Annotated in this window: 11 protein-coding genes; 4 read left to right on the plus strand and 7 right to left on the minus strand. The window is 37.8% G+C overall.

All coding sequences use genetic code 11. The features are described from left to right. Nucleotides 1–68 precede the first annotated feature (68 nt). The 7 genes from ACYVFA_RS26240 to ACYVFA_RS26270 all read right to left on the minus strand — a co-directional run bounded on the left by ACYVFA_RS26240 (nt 69) and on the right by ACYVFA_RS26270 (nt 17,867). Complete coding sequence (locus ACYVFA_RS26240) at nt 69–2,459, minus strand: ABC transporter permease (RefSeq protein WP_460474834.1); 2,391 nt, start codon at nt 2,457–2,459, stop codon at nt 69–71. A 522-nt stretch (nt 2,460–2,981) separates the two neighbouring features. Continuing rightward, entirely contained in the window at nt 2,982–5,402 is a 2,421-nt protein-coding gene (locus ACYVFA_RS26245; RefSeq protein WP_460474835.1) for an ABC transporter permease, read from the minus strand. A gap of 98 nt (nt 5,403–5,500) precedes the next feature. Next, on the minus strand, nt 5,501–7,921 hold the full coding sequence (locus tag ACYVFA_RS26250; protein ID WP_460474836.1) for an ADOP family protein: 2,421 nt from the start codon (nt 7,919–7,921) through the stop codon (nt 5,501–5,503). A 108-nt stretch (nt 7,922–8,029) separates the two neighbouring features. After that, nucleotides 8,030–10,384, minus strand: a complete 2,355-nt coding sequence (locus ACYVFA_RS26255) for an ADOP family protein (RefSeq protein ID WP_460474837.1) — start codon at nt 10,382–10,384, stop codon at nt 8,030–8,032. Between the two features lie 71 nt (nt 10,385–10,455). Further along, nucleotides 10,456–12,885 carry an ADOP family protein gene (locus ACYVFA_RS26260; RefSeq protein ID WP_460474838.1) on the minus strand — a complete coding sequence of 810 codons (2,430 nt, stop codon included), beginning with the start codon at nt 12,883–12,885 and terminating at the stop codon, nt 10,456–10,458. 122 nt (nt 12,886–13,007) lie between these two features. Beyond that, nucleotides 13,008–15,404, minus strand: a complete 2,397-nt coding sequence (locus ACYVFA_RS26265; RefSeq protein WP_460474839.1) for an ABC transporter permease — start codon at nt 15,402–15,404, stop codon at nt 13,008–13,010. A 69-nt stretch (nt 15,405–15,473) separates the two neighbouring features. Beyond that, the gene (locus tag ACYVFA_RS26270) at nt 15,474–17,867 is read right to left on the minus strand and encodes an ADOP family protein (RefSeq protein ID WP_460474840.1); all 2,394 of its coding nucleotides are present in this window, start codon (nt 17,865–17,867) and stop codon (nt 15,474–15,476) included. Nucleotides 17,868–18,161: 294 nt separating this feature from the next. Here ACYVFA_RS26270 and ACYVFA_RS26275 point away from each other — a divergent pair, with 294 nt between their 5' ends. The 4 genes from ACYVFA_RS26275 to ACYVFA_RS26290 all read left to right on the plus strand — a co-directional run bounded on the left by ACYVFA_RS26275 (nt 18,162) and on the right by ACYVFA_RS26290 (nt 21,217). Continuing rightward, nucleotides 18,162–18,764, plus strand: coding sequence for a hypothetical protein (locus ACYVFA_RS26275; RefSeq protein ID WP_460474841.1), 603 nt, complete (start codon nt 18,162–18,164; stop codon nt 18,762–18,764). Next, entirely contained in the window at nt 18,751–19,860 is a 1,110-nt protein-coding gene (locus tag ACYVFA_RS26280; RefSeq protein WP_460474842.1) for a sensor histidine kinase, read from the plus strand. Before ACYVFA_RS26275 ends, ACYVFA_RS26280 begins: the two co-directional genes overlap by 14 nt. Continuing rightward, complete coding sequence (locus ACYVFA_RS26285; protein WP_460474843.1) at nt 19,857–20,612, plus strand: LytR/AlgR family response regulator transcription factor; 756 nt, start codon at nt 19,857–19,859, stop codon at nt 20,610–20,612. The genes ACYVFA_RS26280 and ACYVFA_RS26285 overlap by 4 nt, the downstream gene beginning before the upstream one ends. 83 nt (nt 20,613–20,695) lie before the next feature. Next, on the plus strand, nt 20,696–21,217 hold the full coding sequence (locus ACYVFA_RS26290) for an META domain-containing protein (protein ID WP_460474844.1): 522 nt from the start codon (nt 20,696–20,698) through the stop codon (nt 21,215–21,217). Nucleotides 21,218–21,323 lie beyond the last annotated feature (106 nt).

Here is a 21,323-nt window from a genome sequence, read left to right on the forward strand (position 1 = left end):
TAGAACAGTTAAAGGAACAAAGAAGAGAATTTACTCCTTTTTCCTTGTTCCTTTTTCAATTCTGCAATCTATTCCGTTTTCAATGATTTCACCGGATTAGCCAATGCGGCTTTGATGGCCTGATAGCTCACCGTTAGCAAAGTGACCATTAAGGCTACCACAAGCACCAGTAAAAATACGCCTGCACCTATATTTATTTTGTAGGTATAATCACTCAGCCATTTGGTCATGCCATACCAGGCAATCGGTGAAGCAATGACACAGGAAATCACTACCAGTTTCACAAAGTCTTTCGAGAGTAATCCCCAAAGGTTGACGATGCTGGCTCCTAATACTTTTCTTACGCCGATTTCCTTCTTGCGTTGTTCGGCCATAAATGAGGCTAAACCAAACAAGCCCAGACATGAAATAAAAATGGCCAATATGGAGATAATAGCAGCCAGATTACCAATCAGTTCTTCATAATTGAACTTTCTGGCATACTCGCTATCAGCAAACTTATAAGCGAAAGGGAAACCTGGATTATATTTATCAAAAATAGGCTGTATGCGTTTGATCGCATCGGCACTTGAAACACTCGGGCTGATTCTTACATTGATAAAATTTACCCAGTCTTTTTCAAATACGATTGTTAAAGGCGAAATAGCCCGATAAGGAGACTCCATCATCACATTTGATACCACGCCTACAATAGTTCGGTCTTTTCCATTCCATTTGACTATTTCTCCAACCGGATGTTTCAATCCCATACGTTTAACTGCTGCCTCATTCAGAATTACTCCTGTAGAATCTGTGGCAAATTCTCTTGAAAAATCCCTGCCTTCTTTGAGCTTTACGCCAATCGTTTTCACGTAATCATAGTTAGTAGCAATCGTATTGAAAATAGCCGATTTATCTTCAGGTGTTGAACCTTTCCACTCCCAGCCATTATTATTACTATAAATATCGGTTGGAGGTGAATTGGTTTTACAGACAGAAGATACCACGCCAGAGGCTAGCAGTTCGTTCTGAACTGACTGAAAATTATCACCCAGGTCTTTAGACCATTCAACCGAAATAAGCCCTTTACTATTAAATCCAATCGGACGATTTTTGGCATGCTGTATCTGCTGATAGATAATTACCGTTCCAATCATCAGTACAATAGAGAATGTAAACTGAATCACTACCAGAATTTTGCGAGGCAAAGAGGCATTCTTACCTACATGAACGCCGCCTTTCAGTATTTTAACAGGGTTGAATGAGGACAGGTAGAGCGCAGGATAACTTCCGGCTAATAAGCCTGTAAATAAGGTAAATCCTATAATTATTATCCAGAAAACAGGATTGCTGAACTGGATGGTCATCAATTTTTCAGTCAGCTTATTAAAGTATGGTAATGAAATAACTACCAACAGAAATGCGACTACCAAAGCCATAAAAGCAATCATAACAGATTCGCTCAAAAACTGGCTGACCAATTGTTTTCTGGCTGAACCGACTGCTTTCCGAACACCTACTTCTTTGGCACGTTTTTCAGAACGGGCTGTGCTCAGGTTCATGAAATTAATACAGGCAATTACTAAAACAAAGATGCCAAAAATGCCAAATAGTTGTACATATTTGATAAAACCGCCTGAGTTTACACCATTTGTAAAATCAGAGTATAGACGCCATTTCTCCATCGGATGAAGAAAAACCTCAGGCTTAATGCTCTTCTGCATCAATTTATCATCTTTGAAGTGGTCAAGTACTACATTCTTGATTTTAGCATTCGTTTTTTCTGGTGTTACTCCTTCTTTTAACTGCACATATGCCTGCCAGGAGTTATTACCCCAGGAGGTTTTATGAAATTTTGCAATCCAATCATAAATTTTTTCCTGCAAATGCCATGGTATCAGGTAATCATATTGCAGGGTGGCATTTTTAGGTTGTTTCTCCAAAACAGCAGTTACTTTCAGATTCATTGTATTATCAACTCTCACTACTTTCCCGATAGGGTCTTGCTTGCCAAACAATGCTTCGGCAGTCTCTTGTGTCAATACAATAGAATAAGGTTCTTCCAGAGGTTTTTTGTCTCCGTTTTTTACTTTCAATGAAAACATATCAATGGCATCTTTGCCAATAAAATGGCCAAATTTCAGAAACTTCTGATTGCCTACTACCAGTGAACGTGTACTACCCCAGTCGCACATCGCAACAGCTTTGAAATCGGGGTACTTCGATTGTAATTCTTCTCCCATCGGAAAAGGAATCGCATCTTGTGTACCTCTACGTCCATCAAAGGTCTGGTGCATTTTAATCTGGTAAAGTGTGGCATAATTATCGTGGTGCTTATTGGCGGACATCTCGTCGTTTATCCAAAGGCCAATCAGCATAGCCACTGCCATCCCTACAGCAAGGCCAAAAACATTAATAAATGAGTAAACCTTGCTCTTAGTAAGGTTTCTCCAGGCGATTTTCAAGTAATTGCGTATCATAATTTTAGGAGTAAAGGAAAATGAAGAAAGAAGAATGGAAATAATTGAGCTATATTTCCTCCTACCATCTCTCCATTTTTTGTATTTTATATAGTATCATCTGCAATGATATAGATGCAAAAAAAGTTTATTACGTTGCAGAAAATCTAATCATTATTCTTGTGCCAAAACCGTTTCTCTTTTCCCTTGTTTCATTCTACAATATCTTAATGAGAAAGCAATAATACAGGCCATAATTTACATTGCTATTATAGTATCTAAAGCCATGCCAAAATCACAACATCCTAAATATCAACACATTACATTCAATTAAAAATAAAATCCTGTCCGAAAATGGACAGGATTTCGTACAGTAACGGACAAACCTTCTGATCGGCTTTATCAGGATACTTATCTATATTTTTATTTTGGTTTGCAGTTCACGTATACTATCACTACAACTATTCGCGGCAGAAAATCTCAGGCCGAATTGAATGAAATATAAAACGAATAATCAAAAGGGGGAAATCTTTATTGCTTTTGTTATTCTGATTTTAAACTTTTTACAGGATTCATTAAAGCTGCTTTGATGGCCTGGTAGCTAATGGTAAGCAACGCTACTCCTATTGCCCCAGCACCGGCCAATATAAATACAGTCCATTTGATGTCTACCCTATATGCAAAATCCTGTAACCACTTGTCCATTCCCCAATAACCTAATGGGAAAGCGATGAAACAGGAAATCAGGATTAATTTTACAAAATCTATTGAAAGTAAAACTACAATCTGCGATATGCTGGCCCCCAGCACTTTACGAACACCTATTTCTTTGATACGTTGCTCGGCCGTAAAGGTAGCTAATCCGAATAATCCCAGACAGGCAATGAAAATAGTAAGCCCTGTGAAGATGCCTAAAATAGTACCCGTTTTTTGTTCGGCTAAATAGGTTTTCTGAAAAAGCTCATCAAGAAAAGCATAGTTAAATGGTTCTTCTACTTTAAAGGCAGCCCATTGGCTTTTCATATCCTTTAATAAGCCTTGTATATCTTGTGCTTTTACTTTTATGATTAATCCTGAATTTCTTTCTAATACCATCATCAATGGAGCGATTTCTTCGTGTAATGACCTGAAATTAAAATCTTTTACTACGCCAATTACTTTATATGCTTTTTTCCCTCCATCATTGTTGGTGAATCGATTAACAGTATGGCCTACCGCATCTTTGCCCCAACCATAAATTTTAGCAGCTGTTTCGTTGATAATTACGCCAGAAGAATCAGTACCAAATTCCTTTGAAAAATTACGTCCGCTAACCAATTGCATCTCCATAGTCGGGATGTACTGGTCATCTACCTGATAAATAATCGTTCTTCTGTTCTGATTGATTTTTTCATCAGGATAAGTCCCTGACATATTATTATAAGTAGGCCCGGCAGGTAAAAAACCTGAAACTGTTACATTGACTACCCGAGGGTCTTTCAAGAGTTGGTCTCTGAAAACTATTTCATTCTGACCCAATGCTCCTGTATTTCTCAAGACCAATAACTGGTCTTTGTTATATCCTATTTTTTTATTCTGAATGTAGGAAAGTTGTTGATAAACAATAGTAGTACCTATAATGAGGCTGATAGAAATCATAAACTGAAAAACAACCAGCCCACTTCTCAGGCCAATGGTTTTACCTGCGGCCATAAACTTGCTTTTCAACACTGCGACAGGTTTAAAAGAAGAAAGGAAAAATGCCGGATAACTTCCGGCTAATATGCTTACTAATAGGCCAAATAAGAGAAGTCCTGTGATAACAAGCGGATAATTTGTAAACTGTAAAGTCAGCTCTTTGCCTGATAAATCGTTGAAAAACGGTAAGACCATAATCACTATTCCTAAAGCTAACACTAAAGCAAAAAATGTCAGCATCATCGATTCTAATAAGAATTGCCCTATTAATTCGTATTTGACAGAACCCAGAACTTTTCTGACACCTACTTCTTTGGCACGCTTGGAAGCACCAGCTGTGGAAAGATTCATAAAATTGATACAGGCAATCAATAGCATGAAGATGGCAATCGCGCCAAATATATATACATAACGAACATCTCCACCCGGCTCAAGATTAATACTAAAATCAGAATACAAGTGTATATCTGTTAGTGGCTGTAAATAAAGCCCTACATCATTTCCTTTTTTTCTGAACTCACTCAAGCTCACACCTAAGGCTTTCTCGAGTTGCGGAGCCATATATTTATCTACCACTTGTGGCAGCTTGGCCTCTAGTTTTTTATAATCGTAGCCTTTGTGTAGCAAGAGATAAGAATAATAGCTAGACTGCATCCAACTGGTGCCTTTGGCATCATCCAGACTCTCCATTGAGCCCAAAAGGTCAAAGTGAAAATGTGAGTTAGCAGGTACTTTCTCAATTACACCTGTTACTTTATAAACCTGTTTCAGGTCTTTAAAAGTCAATACTTTGCCAATCGGGTCTTCATTGCCAAAGTATTTAATAGCTGTCTCCTGCGTAATTACTATCGTATTCGGCTCAAGCAAAGCTGTTTTGGCATCTCCTTTAATGAAAGGAAGCGTAAATACCTGAAAGAAATTAGCATCTACATAAGCCAGATTTTCATCTTTGAATGTTTTTTCTCCAACTGTAATCTTTTGGCTTCCATAGTTTCTTAAACGGGTAGCTTCTTCTACTTCGGGATAATCGTTTTTAAGGGTATGGGCCGTTGGAGCCATCGTGACTGCCTCTTTCATGGCTTCGCCATTCATCATTCCTCTTAAAACCACACGCACAATTCTATCGGCCTTTTCGTTGAACCGGTCATAACTCCATTCGTCTTGTACAAAAAGTACAATAATCAGACAGGTAGCTATCCCAATGGCTAATCCAAAAACATTGATAGCAGAGAAAACCTTGTTTTTGACAAGGTTTCTGAAAGCGATTTTTAAATAGTTACGTATCATATTTTTTTGGTTAAAGTAGAATGGAACACGGAACAAGTAAAAGAATAAATCCTGCTATGGCAGATTGCTTTCTCCTTGTTCCATTCTCCCTTCTCCAATCATTCCGTTTTTAAACTTTTTATCGGATTCATCAATGCGGCTTTGATAGCTTGGTAACTAACTGTAAGTAATGTAATACCCAAAGCCCCGAAACCTGTTACTACAAAAACCCACCATGAAATCTCGGTATGATAATCGTATTTGGTTAGCCATTGACTCATGAAATAATTAGCAATAGGTGCTGCTAGGAGACATGAAATAATGACTAGCATTACAAAATCCTTAGACAGCATTTGCCAGAGACTGGTTACACTGGCACCTAAAACTTTTCGGATACCAATCTCTTTGGTGCGCTGTTCGGCAACAAAAGAAGCTAAACCAAACAAACCTAAGCAGGAGATAAAGATGGCTAGCAAAGCAAAGAAACTGGCTAATTTACCGATGCGCTCTTCCTGATTGAATTTATTACCATATTCCTGATCTACGAATTTATAATCAAATAAAGCCGAAGGTACTATTTCTTTAAATACTGCTTCTATTTTTGGTAAGGCTTCGCTGGCGCTTACATTAGGTTTCATTTTGATAATCATCTGATTTACGTCTACATACTTAGGGTCTAAGAAATAGAAAGAGCGCTTGACAGGTTCATAAGGTGACTGCATGACTAAATCTTTTACTACCCCAATTATTTGCCAGCTTTTGCTTGCACCCTCATCCTGATTAGTAACAAATTCTCCGACAGGGTTTTTAAGTCCTAAATATTTTGCTGCTGTCTCATTAATCACTATGGCATTAGAATCTGTCGCAAATGTCCGGGAAAAATCACGACCTTCTTTTATTTTCCAGTCAATCAACTTACCAAAATCATGTGTTACATTAATTACTGCAAAATCAGAAGCCAATTCAGGATTTTTACCTTTCCAATTATAACCACCTGCATTACTCCAGATTTCGGTTAAAGGGCTTGAAGAGAGCGCCATATTTTCTACCATACCCGTGCCTATTAACTGGCTTTTTATCACATCTTGTTTCCCTTTATAATTAGGGTCGTTCAATGATACCTTGATTAATCCTTCTCTGTTATAACCCACCGGCCTGTTTCGTGCGTGTTGAATCTGTTGATAGACCACAATAGTCCCAACAATCAATACTACTGAAACTGTGAATTGAACAACTACCAGAACCTTTCGGGGAAGAGAGGCAAAACGGCCTAGTTTAAAAGTACCTTTCAGCACCTTAACAGGTTGGAATGATGAGAGATAAAAAGCAGGATACATACCAGCCAACGCAGACGTAAATACTATAAACCCGATGCTGATTGCCCAGAAAACCGGATTTTTAAACGGTACCGACATATCTTTATCGGCCAGATTATTAAACCAGGGCAATGCTGTTAAAACAAAACCAATAGCCAAAACAAAGGCAAACAAAACAACCAGGAAAGACTCACTTAGAAACTGTTGTATCAACTGCACTCGTACTGAACCAATGGCTTTGCGGATACCGACTTCTTTGGCACGTTTCTCCGAGCGAGCTGTACTCAAGTTCATGAAATTGATACAGGCCAAGAGTAGTACAAAAATGCCTACGATACCAAACAACCATACGAAAGTGATGCGTCCGCCTACTATCTTCCCATCTTTAAACTCAGAATATAGATGCCATTGTTTCATTGGGTATAAAAATATACCCGGGCTATATTTTCTCCAGTCGTTAGCTATTTCTTTTGGAGCATTCTTATCATAAAAGCCTTTCAGACCTGCATTCGCCTGTTCAACTGATACATTCGGGTGCAGTTGAACATAGACATTGAATGAGCTATTATTCCATTCGTTTTCGTTTGCTTTTACCCAATCATTTGAGGATACCCATAATGCCCATGGAGAGAAGAACTGTATTTCGCTGAAACGATTGTTTTTAGGCAGGTCTTCATATACTCCACTCACCACCACATCCATACGATTGTCTATCTTCAGGTTTTTGTTGATTGGGTCTTCCTTACCAAAAATACCTTCGGCCGTAGACCTTGAAAGGATAATTGAGTGAGGGTCGTTTAAGGAAGCGGCTGAACCTTTAATCATTTTCAACGAAAGCATATCAATTACATCGCCATCAATGAACTCGCCTCTTTTGGGGTACTTGTCGTTTACAGAAGAAAGGGTATAATCTCCTACCCAGAATGCCTGTAAAACATGCTTGAAGTAGTGTTTGTAATTATTTTTAAGCGCTGTGCCTAAAGGAAATTGCAAAGCAGGACCACTTCTGGTAATACCAGTATTAGGGTCGGTGCTGATATTGCGTATCTGTGCAATAGACTCATAGTTTTTATGGGATTTATTGTATGATAATTCATCATAAATCCACAATCCAATCAATATGGCTACCGACATCCCGACGGCTAGCCCCCCAATATTGATGAATGAATAAACCTTGTTTTTAGCAAGATTTCTGAATGCGATTTTGAAATAGTTGAATAGCATAGCCCCTAACCCCTAAAGGGGGATTTTTAAAAGTTAGATAATATTTTTCTCATACCCCTTTTTGCTTAATTACTCGTGCGTAAGCAACTCCCCTTCAGGGGCGGTATTTTACTCCGTTTTCAATGTCTTTGCCGGATTGGTCTGCGCTATTTTCCATGAGAAAAAGCCGACAGCACTTAATGCAACTCCTATTACAATAAATAAAAGTATACCCATAGCCAGGTAACCTATGCCATTGTTGAATACCATGAAACTATTCATAAATATAGCTACGCCTAGTCCGGCAGGAACAGCGATGATAGTGGCAATAGCCAATAATTTAATAAAGTCACGTGACATCAGCCTTATTACCTCCGATATATCAGCACCCAACACTTTCCTGATTCCAATTTCTTTGGTTCGTTTTTCCAGGCTGTAGGTAAGTATGCCTATAAGTCCTAGAATAGCTATCACAAAAATGGCTAGCCCTTCCATACTCATAAACTTCATGTCTTCGAAAGGATAATATACTTCATACAAATCAGTGTCCAGCCACGAGGCGTTCATTTCCTGATACGGGTTCAGCTTCTCCCATAGTTTTCCTATGGTAGCTTCAAGTACTTTTCTGTCACCTACGCCAGTTGTTTTCAGACACATCACTTTAAACAAAGATGGCTGATATTGAAAAACCATAGGTTCTATCTTACTTTCGTAATTATAATGGCAGAAATTCTCAACAACTCCTATAATTGTTGCGGAAAGGGTATCATTTAAAATTATAAGCTTTCCTATGGCATCTTGTGCAGAACCAAGCCGAAGATTTTCTACAGATTTTTGATTGACTACAACCATTGGTGAAGGTTGCTCTGAATTGCTCTCAAGAAGGTTTGCGCCTGCTACAAATTTCAGACCCATATTCTCAATAAAATTGTGGTCTGCCGCATAGTAAAATGCTGGTCTTGCCGTTTCATTCTTGGTATTTTTTATACTTGAATAAGTAGGTTTATTACCAAAATTCAGCGAGGTGTATCCTATTTTTTCTACTTCTTTAATTGTAGTTATATCATTTGCAAAAAGCTTACTCTTAGTACCTGCCAGATTAATATTGAGTATATTTTCGCGTTGATAGTTTTCGTTATCATTGGCCATATAACTTACCTGGTGGAAAGCCTGTCCCATAAAGAATATATAAATCAAAGCTATCGTAAACTGCACTACGATTAGCGACTTCCGAAAACCTATTTTTCTAAAACCTAAAGGAGAAACAGCGCCTTTCAATACTTTTACAGGCTGATAAGAGGAAAGAATAAGACTTGGAGATGCTCCGGCTACCAAACCAAGAACCAGATTGAATACCACAAATAATAGTACGAGATAGCCAAAATGATCAATATCCCATGTAAGCCACGAAACGTGTATATTTTCTTTAATAAACCATAAAATAAACAAACCAAAGCCAAGGGCTAAATAAGAAACTAATACTGATTCTGTCAGAAACTGAAATATTAATTGAGATTTTTTAGCACCCATTACTTTTCTTACACCTACTTCACGGCTTCTGTTCATTGAGCGTGCCAGTGTAAGATTGATATAATTTAAGGCTGCCAATGCAATCATAATTAATTGAAAAGCGAAATTGATATAGATACTTCTGATATCCTGAATGTATGGGTCGTTTTCTAATATTTCCTTGGCAGGCGAAATCTCAGCCAGATTTTGTGCTTTGAAATGCAGACTTTTATCAGCCTTTGCCCCGATTAATTTATTTACTTCTACTGATGTTTCTGACAATTGTTTATTCAGGTCTTCAGCCGTTTTATCTTTTGCTACTTTTATAAATGTATGTGCATGGAGGGTGGTCCAATCATTTGCTTTATTGTCTTTGTAGCCATTAGTTGACACAAACACATCAGTTCTGAACTGTGTTTTCATTTCATTAAATGGCTTCAAAACTCCAACAATTTTAAAACCACCATATTTAGGATGCTCCAATACATTTCCAACCGGATTGGTATCTTTAAAGAACCATTGAGCAGTCTCATACGTAAGCACCATAGTATTTGGCTCAACAGCATAAGTTCCTCTTTCTAAAGGAAAATTAAATACTCGGAAAAACGAAGCATCAGTATAAATAGCATTGGCATTCTTAGTTTTGAAACCATTACTCAATAACCAATTACGATCCCTTACAATAGTTGTGGATTGCTCAATTCCTGCCAGATTTTCTTTAATGTGTTGACCCAATAGAAATGGACTTGATGCCCAATTTGTCACTTGTCCATCTTTCTGTTTTTCATCAGTTATTACCCTTACTATCTGGTCTCTGTCTTTATGAAAAGTATCATATTCATAATAATTTACAATCTGAATCAACGACATCAGCGCAGATGGAATAGCCAGACTCAACCCCAATATATTTATCAGAGAGAAGAGTTTATACTTCAGAAGATTCCTCCACGCAATTTTCAGATAGTTCAGTAACATAGTTTTGTGCTTTGGGCAAAGGGCATGGAGCATTGGGCGAAAAACCTCTGCCCCATTCCCCAAGCCCCCTGCTATTCTGTTTTAAGAGATTTCACCGGATTTAACAATGCAGCTCTGATAGCCTGATAGCCTACCGTAAGTAAGGCTACCAGTATGGCACCTAAACCGGAGGCAGCAAAAATCCACCAGGATATATTTACTTTATACTCAAAATTTTCCAGCCATTTACTCATCAGGTAATAAGCAATTGGACTGGCGATTAAAATTGAGACAATGACTAACTTCAAGAAATCTTTACTTAATAATGCTGTAATACCCAACACGCTTGCACCCAATACCTTTCTGATACCTACTTCTTTCGTACGGCTTTCGGTAGTGAAAGTAGCTAATCCAAAAAGACCTAAGCACGCAATTACAATAGCCCAGATAGAGGATGTTGTGAATATTTTACTGTATTGCTGCTCGGTTAGATATTGCTTATTGAAGTTTTCGTCTACAAAGAAGTATTCGTAAGGATTACCGGGAAAATTAGCTTTATAGAGTTTTTCCAGACTGGCTATTTTATCCTGCATCTGGTCAGAGGTCAGTCTTACGGTGTAATAAGAGGATGAATTTTGTGGATAAAATATGATAGGATCAATAGCTTTTTGAACGCCCTGATGATGATAGTTTTTCACAACACCAATAATTTCTAAAGGTCTTTCATCCCATTGAATGCGTCGGTTAACGGCAGCTTCTGCCGATGTAAAACCCAAAGATTGTACAGCCTGTTCGTTCAATAATATTTTGCTGTTTTTGCTCCACTCTATATTACATTCAGCCGCTGTAAAATTTCGGCCTGCTTTTAAATCAATTTCGTATGTTTTCAGGAAGCGGTCGCCAATAATAGCAAACGAATACGTTTTTAACTCATCACCCGGTTTCGAACTTGGTTGAGTAAAGCCGGAGGTGGTAAAATTATACCAACCACTTGGGATTGTACCTGACGCACAATAATCTTTCACAAAACTTTGTTGAGATAAACCATCTACAAAAGCAGTTTTACGGTCTTTGTAAGTACTATCCTGACCCACCTCTGGCCCTTTTATTACCAATAGCTGATGGGTATTCATGCCCAGGTTTTTGTTCTGCATAAAATGCAACTGGCGGTATATCAGGACTGTTCCTAAAATCAACATTATAGAAATACTGAACTGCGACACGACCAATGCCTTGCGCAAGAGTATTCCTTTAGATTGCTTACTTAATTTGCCTTTCAATGTCTCAATCGGGTTGAAATTTGATAAAACAAACGCTGTTAACGCTCCTGAAAAAATTGACCCGAATAAAAGTAAACCTAAGCCTAATATAGAAACCGAAGAAAACTCAATAGCTCTAATGGATAACTCTTTACCAATTAACTCATTAAAAAATGGCTGAAATGAGTAGATAAAGCATATTGATAAACCAAATCCTAACAAATTCACTAAGATTGACTCCCCTAAAAACTGCGTAATCAGGTTTAGTTGTGTAGCTCCAATTACTTTTCTCACGCCTACTTCGTTAGCTCTTTTCAGAGAATTAGCCGTTGAAAGATTGATATAGTTGAACCACGCAATCAGTAATATCAAAAAGGCAATCCCACCTAACATATACACATATTTCAGATTGCCTGTAGTCTGATAGTTATCGCCTAAAGAAGCCGCTAAATGTACATTAGCCAAAGGTTGCAGGCGGAAACGAACCCCGTCATTTTCTTTACCTAATTTTTTGCGTAAATCAGATAATTTATTCTCAAATGCTTTTGGGTTAACGCCCTTATTCAGCAGGAAATACGTATTGATATATTGCGAGTCAAGATTGGTGAGTGTAGCCCAGTCGTTACCTTTCACATAAGCGGCGTTTTTCATGGTTTCTAATGAAAATACCATGTCGTATCTGATGTCAGAATTATCAGACATATCAGCAAAAACACCTTCAATTGTGTGGTTTGATGTACCAAACTGATTATCTAAAGTAAGTACCTGCCCGATTGGGTTATTGGCACCAAAGTATTTTTTAGCCGTTGTTTCTGAAATAAAAACTGTATTGGGTTTATTCAATGCTTTGGCGTCGCCAGATATTAAAGGGAAAGTAAAAAACTCAAAGAAATTACCTTCTGCAAACCCAATGTTCGATTCACGGAATGGTTCACTGTTCACTCCTGATTTTTTTACTACACCTTTAGAAATACCCGATTCGAAGCGACAGAAATCCTTTATTTCAGGGAAATTTTCTTTGGCTTTCAATGCCCAGCCCGGCTCAATCTCTGTCCAGGTATTACCCTTAGTATCTTCATTCAGTAAGCGATAGGTATCCGATAATTTCTTGTGGAATCCATTAACGCTTTTCTCCAGACTGATGTATTCCAGAATAAATAAAAAAGCTGTAATTCCCATAGCTAAACCAACAATGTTGATAAAGCTATAGACCTTGTTACGAACAAGATTCCTGAATGCGATTTTGAAATAGTTTGATAGCATGCCCCTAACCCCTAAAGGGGGATTTATAAAAAGTTTGAAAATAATACCCCTAACCCCTAAAGGAGAACTAAAAAATAGACAATTCTCTGGCGTAAGCAGCACCCCTTCAGGGATGGGGGGCTTTATTCTGTTTTAAGAGATTTAACCGGATTTACTAACGCTGCTCTGATGGCCTGATAACTTACTGTTGCCAGGGCAATCAATACAGAGATAAAGGCTGAGCTAACAAATATCCACCAATGGATTTCGACTTTATAGGCAAAGTTTTGCAGCCATTTATTCATCAAGACTATTGCTAGTGGAATGGCGATCACTGCGGCAATTGCTACCAGTTTCATAAAGTCTTTGTTCAATAAAAGGAATATAGATGTTACGCTGGCTCCTAATACTTTTCTCACGCCTATTTCTTTTACTCTTTGTTGCGCTGTAAAGGCAGCTAAACCAAATAAACCCAAACAAGCTAACAGAACAGAAATGATGGCAAAATTTAGTGAGAGCACCCCTTGTTTGCGTTCTGACTCATATTGGCGGGCAAAATTCTGATTCAGGAATTTTATTTCAATCGGATTGATTTTATCGAATTCACGATACGTTTTTTCAATATAAGCGAGTGCTTCTTTGGTATTTGTGGTGTTGATTTTTACATATAAATTATCTTCCGCACTAGCTTTCGGAGGCATAATCAATACCACAGGCTCTACTTTATGTTGCAATGAATAGGTATGAAAATCTTTAAACACGCCTATTATTTTACGCTCAACAGTGGTAGTTCCATTATACGTCTTTACCTGAACTTTTTTCCCTATCGGGTTTGAATAACCCAACTGTTTCAATAAAGTCTCATTGATAAGCGCTGCATCAGTTTTATCAGTGAGTTTATTCTCTGAAAAATTTTCACCCAATTTCATCTTAATATCCATCGTTGGGATAAAAGAGGCATTTACCATTAATTCTTGCACCACTGTAGAATTGGTAGAAATAGAACCATCTGGTTTTTCAAAATAGTAAGGTGTTTGTCCTAAATCGTTATTACCAATTGGGTTACCAGCCGTTGCTACATTTTCTATCAGCGGATTTTTCATCAATTGCTCTCTGAGGGCTCCTACTTTTGAGCGTAGGTCTCTGTCGTCAATATGGATAGTTACTACCTGATTTCTGTTAAATCCGAGGTCGGTATTCTCTGAAAAGCTTAGTTGCTGATAGATAATCCAGGCTCCGGCAATCAGAACTATGGTTGCAGCAAATTGAAAAACTACTAATGATTTTCTAAAAATGACACTTTGGTTTAAGTTGCCTGAGAGGCCTTTTAATGCTAAAACAATTTTGAATCTGGAGATGAAGAAAGCCGGATAACTACCACTCAGGAAGCCTACAAATAGACTGAATAACGCAAAAACGGCTATTGAAAACCCAAGTCCAAATCTGTTGACTTCTAAAGATTTATCCGCCAATTGATTAAAGAATGGCAATAAACCTGTTATTAAAAAGGCAGAAATAACCGATGCAATAATGCTGAGTGTAAGTGCTTCAACAATAAACAACCCCATCAGATCGGTTTGTGTAGAACCGATTGCTTTACGAACACCTACTTCACGGGTTCTTAAACCTGCTCTGGCTGTAGCCAGATTCATGTAATTAATAATGGCAATAATCAATATCAAAGCCGCTAATGCAACGAATAGATAAACACGATTGATAGAACTATTGGCACTGATTTCGTATTGCAGGTTAGAGTGTAAATGGATATCACGCAATTGTTGCAATTCCATTTTATAAGATACCACCGGCATTTCTTTCAGAATGGTTTTCTGTGCAAAAGCCGGAAATTTTGCTTCCAGTTTGCTTTTATCTACGCCATCATTCAGAAGCAAATAAGTATATAAATTAGAATCCTGCCAATTAGCAGTGAAGTTATTAGGCAATGAACGTAAGCCCTCAAATTGTATATGTGAATTACCCGGAACATCCTGAACTACTCCAGTAATTTTATTGGCTACTTCTTTATCAAATACAATGGTCTGATTCAGGGCATTTTTAGCATTACCGAATATTTTATTTGCCAGCGATTCTGTAATAACAATCGTATTTGGTTCAGAAAGCGCAGTTTTTGGATTACCTGTTATGAAAGAAAAAGTAAAAACATCAAATACATTTTTATCAGTGAACAGGATATTACCTGCCATAACAGTTTTATCTTTAAATGCGATGACACCACCGCCTTCGGGTACAATTCTAACCGCTTCTTTTATCTCAGGGAATTCAGCTTTCAATGCCGGAGCAAAAGCCGCCGAGGTAACCGCATGGTGTGCTTCTCCTCCCTCCCATTCAGCATGATGCACTAATCTTACGATATGATCTCCTTTGGCGTGAAAGTTATCAAAACTTAATTCATCAGCTACATACAGAGCAATCAGACAAAAGACTGTGAAGCCTACGGCTAATCCACCGATGTTGATAAAGGAGTAAACCTTGTTTTTTACAAGATTACGAATGGCGATTTTTAAATAGTTGCGTATCATACGTTAAGGCTTAGGGCAGAGGGCTAAGAGCAGAGGGAAAAACGAATGCCCTCTGCCCCATGCCCCATGCTATTCTGATTTTAATGATTTCACCGGATTCATCAATGCTGCTTTGATTACCTGATAACCGACGGTTAAGGCGGCAACTACGAAGGTTGATGCAATAGCTAATATAAATACTTCTACCTTAATATCGATATGGAATTTGAAATCCTGTAGCCAGCCATTCATCAACCACCAAGCAAGAGGAGCTGCTACAAGGAAAGCAATCAGAATCAAACGAGAAAACTCTTTGCCAAAAATCCAGATGATATTGGTAATCGTACCTCCTAATACTTTTCTGATGCCAATCTCTTTGGTCTTCTGAGCAACCATGAAAGAAACCAGCCCATACAAACCTAAACAACCGATGAAAATAGCAATGCCTGAAAATGCTTGTATCAGTTTCAACATCACGCTTTCAGTTTCGTAGAACTCGGCGATGGTTTCATCCAGAAACTGATATTCATAAATCTGGTCAGGATGTGCTTTTGTCCATATTTTCTCTACACTTGCCAATGTTGCCTGAGCATTGGCCATATTCAATTTAATGCCGAAGGCTTCATAATTCGGAGCTATCTCAGCGATACAAACCGGGTTAATTTCTTCATGAAAAGATCGGTCATGAAAATCTTTTATTACACCCACAATAGGCCCGCTCATCCTTCCATTATTCATTGCTATGGTTTTGCCAATTACATCTTGTGGAGACCTGAGGTTCAGTTTACGAATAAAAGTTTCGTTCACCAGACATTCTCTCATGCTATCAGCAGGGAACACGTTTCTGCCTGCCACTAATTCTAAACCGAAGGTTGGCATATATTGATCATCTGCGGATTTTATATTTACTCTGAACACTTCATCTTCTGCCCTATTATCAAATCTTATAGAAGTGCTCCAACCTGCACTAGAAGCAGGAGGCCTATTAAATAAGGATACTTTTTCTACGCCATTAATGGCCGCAAATTGGTTCTTTAATGTTTTCTGTGTACTTAAGTTTGAACCCGATGCGACAGGAACCAAAACAATTGCATCTTTTTTAAAGCCTAAATCTGATTGTTGTGCGTATTTCATCTGATTGGCAATGATAACCATACCGATAATCAGGACTTGTGAAATAGCGAATTGAGTAATAATTAAAGTGCGTCGTGTATTAAAACCACCTATATTTTGCTGAGATAGTTTTCCTTTAAGCGCGAGAACAGGCTGGAACCCGGCCAATATCAGGCCGGGATAAGACCCGGAAAATAGAGTAACTACTACAATTAATGCGACAATGAAAAGCATTAGCTGCCAATCATTGACCATATTAATACTGATTTGTGAATTGAACCATGTATTGACATAAGGTAAAGCTAGGAAAGCTAAAAGGATAGCTACCGAAGCGCCTATAATTGTTATCAAGCCTGTTTCTGAAATAAACTGCCAGAAAAGCTGTACTCTGACACTACCTAATACTTTTCTGACTCCAACTTCTTTTGAACGTTTCAAAGCCTGAGCAGTTGCGAGATTAATAAAGTTTACGCAAGCTGTAACAATCAGAAACAAGCCAATGAATGAAAGTACCCATAGATTTTTCTTGTCCATCGGGCCATCATAACGTGCATCGAAGTGCATTTCAGCTAATGGCTGGAATTTATAATGATGTACATTCTTGGCTGTAGGACGATATTTTTTCACGTAGGCAGGCATCACTTTTTCTACCTGCGCCGGAGAAATGCCCGGGCGAAGTAACACAAAACACTGCATCTGACTTGAAATTCCTCCCCACGAATCATCGCTGGCAGACCACTCGTTGAAAGATTTTAAGGTTGGATAAGATGCGTAAATTTCTGTTTTCCTGTCGGTTATGCTTGGTAAATCTTTCAATACGCCTGTAACTTTAAATTCGATACGGTTATCTAATTTAAATGTTTTATTGATTGGGTTTTCGTTGCCAAAATACTTTTTAGCCGCTCTTTCGGTCATAATAGCCGTATTAGGCTCGCTTAAAACTGTTCTTTTGTCACCCTGTAAAAGTGGATAATTGAATATGTCGAAAAACTCTGGCTCTGTAAAAGCTACGCCTTCTTCATCCTTAAATTTCTTGATTTCGTTACCTTGTTTAACAGTAATCAGCTGCTCGTCGAAAGTACAGATACGGGCCACTTTTTCGCCGAAGGTATAATCATTTCTGAATGCTTTACCCAGTGGATTAGGTACGCTGAAAGTGTAGCTGATATTATCGCGGTGTTGCTCAGTAACGATTCGGTAGATGCGATCGGAGTTGTTGTGGAAATTGTCGAAACTCAGGTGGTGTTTTACCAAAGCGAAAATAAGGATTCCGCAACTCATACTTAATGCCAGCCCCAATACATTGATTAAGGCGTATACTTTGTTTCGTTGCAGATTCCTTATTGCGATTTTGAGATAGTTTTTCAACATAGTTTTTTCATAATTTTGTATTGTACAATATATTTAACCAAAGCCATGCCAAAAACATAAGATACTCACAACCAACAAGTTAAGACAAAACAACAAAAAAGATCTGTCCGATATCGGACGACTTTCGTACGGTGACGGACAAGGATTTTATGTATGCAATGCTTTATTTCTATCCTGCATTTTATGTATTCTATACAACGAATTCTGTTGTATAACCGAAAGCAATTTCTCTCAAAGTATTTATGATGAAGTTTTGTGTCGAAATTATTAACTGGCTACAAAATTCTTTATCATATGCAATCAAAATCATCAGTTTCTGAGAAAGTTCTCGACAAAAAATTCTGGGCTATCTGTCTCGTATCGGGTCAACTCATTGTTAGTATCAGTTCTTTTTTCTGGAAAGCCAATGGGCGCCATTCAGTCAATGGTTCAGTTTTGGTTTTCTTCTCTACACTCTTTCTGTCCATTGGTATGATGGGTTTATTTGATGCACTCAAATCTAAAATGCCTATTTATTCCCGTTTAGGTTTGCTGTATGCCATGTATGGTATTTTTGGCGGAGTAGGCTTTGCATTCGAGGGGCTTTACTCTGCGACATTAAATATTTCAGACAAAATCGGGTTTGAGGCATTCAAGTTTTTTCCCACACAAATGAATCTGGTGCTTTACTGGAGTGGACCAGCATTTCCGCTTACTTTCCTGATTCTTGGGATTGTGTATATCCGGGCTAAAGTTGTGCCTTGGTGGGTAGGCGTTTTATTATCTTCAGGAGGTATTACCTTCCCGATAAGCCGGATTTTACGCAACGAATGGATGGCTCATTTGAATGATATTATTCTATTTATACCTTTATGTATCATTGCTTATCAATTCTGGAACGCCCATGAGGCCGAATAATTTTTTCAGTAATTCATTCTTTCAGTTTATTATTATTACCCTTATCAACTTCGGGTTAGGCGGAGGCCTTTTCCTGCTGGCTACTCTGTTGGGTTATATACCGGATGCAAATACTCCTTTAGGAGCAGCCAATGATTTCATTTTTTATGATAATCTGCTGGAGTCTTTTATGGCTGTGGTGGTTATCTATCTTTACCGGAGATATACTTTTATCAATAAAGAAAAAACTTTTCTTAATTATCTCACTTTAGGTATTCTTTTGTATTTGGGCAAGGGACTTCTGGTGCTTTTGAGTGTAAAAGAACTTCCTTTTCAATATACCTTTCAAGATTTGTTTTTCAGGATTAACGGCTCTATTGTATTCAGGTTAAATCTGGTCTGGGCAGGCTTATTTGCCTATTATTGGGTAGAAAAGGAGAAAAACCGTGAACAACATTTTTTATTAAAAGAGTTAGAACTAACTCAACTAAAAGAACTAAAAACGAAGGCAGATTTAGAAGCCTTACAGGCTAAAATCAACCCTCATTTTCTTTATAACTCTTTGAATTCTATCGCTAATGCCATAGATGATGAGCCACAGAAAGCGAAACAAATGACTATGTTATTAAGTAAATTTTTCAGGTTTACCACTAATGCCCAAAGCCAGTATTACTGGACATTGAATGAAGAATTCGATTTAGTAAGAACTTATTTATCCATAGAAAAAATAAGATTTGGAGACAGGCTTGATTATATCATTCCCGAGCTTGATTCAGAGCTATCCACCTGTCTGATTCCACGTTTTCTGATTCAACCTCTCGTAGAAAATGCTATTAAACATGGTATATCAAAAATAGCTGGCAAGGGTATTATTGGTATACAGGTTAATGCCGATAATGATTTAATTGCATTGAAAATTTATGACAATGGCACGCCTTTTCAATCAGGTTTTCAGCGAGGTTATGGTTTGCGGAGTGTACAGGAAAAAATAAAATTATTGGGTGGAGAAAATGCTTCTTTTGAGGTTTTTAATGAGCTGCCTATGAATATTGATAATTATCATGAAAATCCGGGTAAATATATTTTGATTCGTCTTCCTAAAAAGTTTAAGCTATGAAAACAATCATTATCGAAGATGAAGAACTGGCGATTAAGGGTCTGAAAAATCTTCTGGCAGAATATTATGATTTTTTTGATGTGATAGCCGTTGCCCGTAATGGTGAAGAAGGCGTTGAAATGGTTGAAAGACATAAACCAGACCTTATTTTTCTGGATATTGAAATGCCTGTTTTTAATGGTTTTGAAGTATTGAAAAGGCTAAAAACTATGCCGTTGATTGTTTTTACAACTGCCTACGATGCCTTTGCGGTAAAGGCCTTTGAAGAGAACTCGATAGATTATTTGTTGAAACCCATAGAAAAACAGCGTTTCGACCTGACAGTAGAAAGGCTTAAACAAAAAAGTACTGAAAAGCATACCCAGATTGATTTTCAAAAATTTGCTTTGCTATTACAAACTCTTGAAACCAAAAAAGAAATTCACTCACTCACAGTTAAGGCAGGAGAAAAACTTTTGTTTATTTCCATTGCTGAAATTGCTTATTTCTTTGCCGAGGAGCGTTATGTTTTTCTGAATACGCTGGATGGAAAACAATATCTCACCAATTATACAATTCAGAATCTGGAAGAGGTATTGCCCACGGCATTTGTCAGGGTAAGTCGCTCTGCAATTATTAACTCGAAACATATTTTAGAGGCACAGCGTTTTTTTTCGGGTAATTATGTCATTCTATTGAAAGATACCAAAAGATCAAAAATAGAAACAGGTCGAAAATACGTTGAGAATTTTATCAAGCTATTTGATTATTAGCTATTTATGAAAAAGTTTTTGAGTATATTCCAACTATTTTTCTGAGAATAGAATCTTAGTATTGTACCTTAAATCTATTTTTTATGAAAAAACTGATGCTATTATTGAGTTTCATGGCAGTGATGATGTCGTGCGAAAAAGGAGCAGAAGATATGTCGGCCAATGCAGATGATTTACCTGCTACGGCTAATACAAAAGACGGCGAAAATCCGAATGCGCCAGTGTCCAGCAAAGACCCAAATGCCGTTTCAAAACCTACTGAATATTATTTTGCAGGGTATCAGGTAAGCAAGACCGCAGGTTCGGAGAAATTAGGCATGGATATAGCTAAAAAAGCCCCTGATAATATGGCTTATCTGAATATTAGCGGACATAGCTACGTAAATATGTATGGCGCCACTTATACACATAATGAAGCCAATGGTAGTCTTAAAGTTACTGAGCTAATCACTACTGAAATGGCAGGAGCAAAAGAGGCGATGCAAGCCGAAGACGAGTTTTATAAGAATCTGAGTAAGGCGACCAAAATAGTTTATGAAGTGAATCAGGTAAAATTATTGATAGGCGACCCGGCAAAAGAAGTAATGATTTTTAAGAAAAGATAAGATTTGAAACTGAACAAGAAATGGCAAAAGGGCTTCCCTTTTGCCATTTCTTGTTTATGGAATAAGTACTTTCTTCTTGTTTTAGCACCCCTTTAGGGGCGGGGGG

Source organism: Emticicia fontis, from assembly GCF_054779675.1.